The sequence below is a fragment of the Bradyrhizobium sp. 142 genome, assembly GCF_023074015.1.
GTDB lineage: Bacteria > Pseudomonadota > Alphaproteobacteria > Rhizobiales > Xanthobacteraceae > Bradyrhizobium.
In genome coordinates this window covers 1-1,480 of record NZ_JADPKQ010000202.1, presented here as the reverse complement: position 1 = coordinate 1,480, position 1,480 = coordinate 1, and the positions used below count along the sequence as shown (strand labels likewise).

The window sequence follows — 1,480 nt, the reverse complement described above, 5'->3', positions numbered from 1 at the left end:
GCACGTGATAGCTCCAGTTGCGAACATGCTTGAGGATCAACAACCGCAACACCACCTCGGCCGGCGCGCCCAGCCGACCACGACTGCGGCTCTTGTGCGGCTCTTGGGATGTCGTCTCGCCAGCGCCTCGTACACTGCACCGACGATCTGTTCATCCGCCAGAACCCGGTCAGCATGGGTCATCCAACCTTCGCGAAGATCGCTCACTTCCCCGGCGATCAAGCCGTCGCCGAAGCTCAGTTGCGCTCTGCGCATCTCAATCACGTTTCTTCCTCCCCCGCGGCACCGCCGCATCAGGGCGCAACAGGTCGTGATTGAACGCGCAGATCGCCTCGATCGCGTCTTTCAGCTTCTGGTAATTCTCCAGCCAGCGGCGCACCTCGGCAACGCGCTCACGCCGCACACTGAACTGGCGCACGCGTCCACCCGCATAGCTCACCGTCAGGACATGCACCTGGTGCCCTTCGCCGCGCGCGCATTTCGGGCAGCCGCTCTTGTGACGAACGGTGCGCTCCAGCAACGAACCGCGCAGCAGTTCGCCGGTGACCGGCAGCTTGCCGACAAGCTTCTCACGCGTTTGAAGGGCTCGCTTACGAATCATAAGAATGAATCAATCCGCTTCAAGTCAACGCCAATCCGTTCGACCTTGCAGTTTTCGCCACACCAAGCGATTCTGGCTGCCTCACAAGGCCGCCGAATTTCGCGCCGGAAAGTAGCTAGCCCGCCTCACGCAGACGAGCTCTTCAAGAACACGAACTCCGTGTCGTCATAAGCTCGCCGCTCCAACTCCTCGAAGCCTTCGGGAGCTGCGAATTGCGCGGCCTTGGCCTCTTCCACCACCAGCAACGCGCCCGGCACGAGCCAGCCGCCGTCGCGTAAGCTCGCGAGCGCCTTCTCCGCAAAACCTCTGCCATAGGGCGGATCGAGGAAGGCCAGCGAGAACGGTTCGACCGGATGTGCAGGTCCGAGATCGGTCGCGTCGCGGCGATAGACCTTGGTGACGCCGCCCAGGCCGAGCGCCTCGACATTGTTGCGGAGCAGCGCCCGCGCCTCGGCGCCATTGTCGACGAACAGCGTGAATTTCGCGCCGCGCGACGCCGCTTCAATTCCGAGCGCGCCGGTGCCGGCGAAGAGGTCGAGCACGCGCGCATCCTGAATCGGATTATCGTAGGCGTGGATGAGGATGTTGAACACGGACTCGCGCAGGCGGTCCGCCGTGGGGCGGATGTCGCGCGAGGACGGCGAGGCAAGATTGCGCCCCTTCAAGCGGCCGCCGACGACGCGCATTATTGGACGGACCCCGTCGCCACGCAGGCGGTAAGCTCCCCTTCCCCTTGCGGGGAGCGTAGTCGCGTATGGCGTGCACGATGCGGCGACATCGGCAGTGGGCTCCCTCTCCCGCTTGCGGGGGAGGGCTGGGGTGGGGGTGTATCCGCGTCGGGAGTGTTGAGGATTGCGGAGGATATCCCTGCGTGGCGAG

At 64.3% G+C, this 1,480-nt stretch carries 2 protein-coding genes and 1 pseudogene; all 3 read right to left on the bottom strand.

Going from position 1 to position 1,480, the window contains the following annotated elements:
* Positions 1-255, bottom strand: a pseudogene (locus IVA82_RS18745) (ISNCY family transposase); the annotation flags it as partial.
* A gap of 1 nt (position 256) precedes the next feature.
* A complete protein-coding gene (locus IVA82_RS18740) occupies positions 257-601 on the bottom strand; it encodes a DUF6788 family protein (protein ID WP_247383763.1) in 345 nt (114 codons plus the stop codon).
* Between the two features lie 125 nt (positions 602-726).
* On the bottom strand, positions 727-1,287 hold the full coding sequence (gene rsmD, locus IVA82_RS18735; RefSeq protein ID WP_148745240.1) for a 16S rRNA (guanine(966)-N(2))-methyltransferase RsmD: 561 nt from the start codon (positions 1,285-1,287) through the stop codon (positions 727-729).
* Between the last annotated feature and the right edge of the window lie 193 nt (positions 1,288-1,480).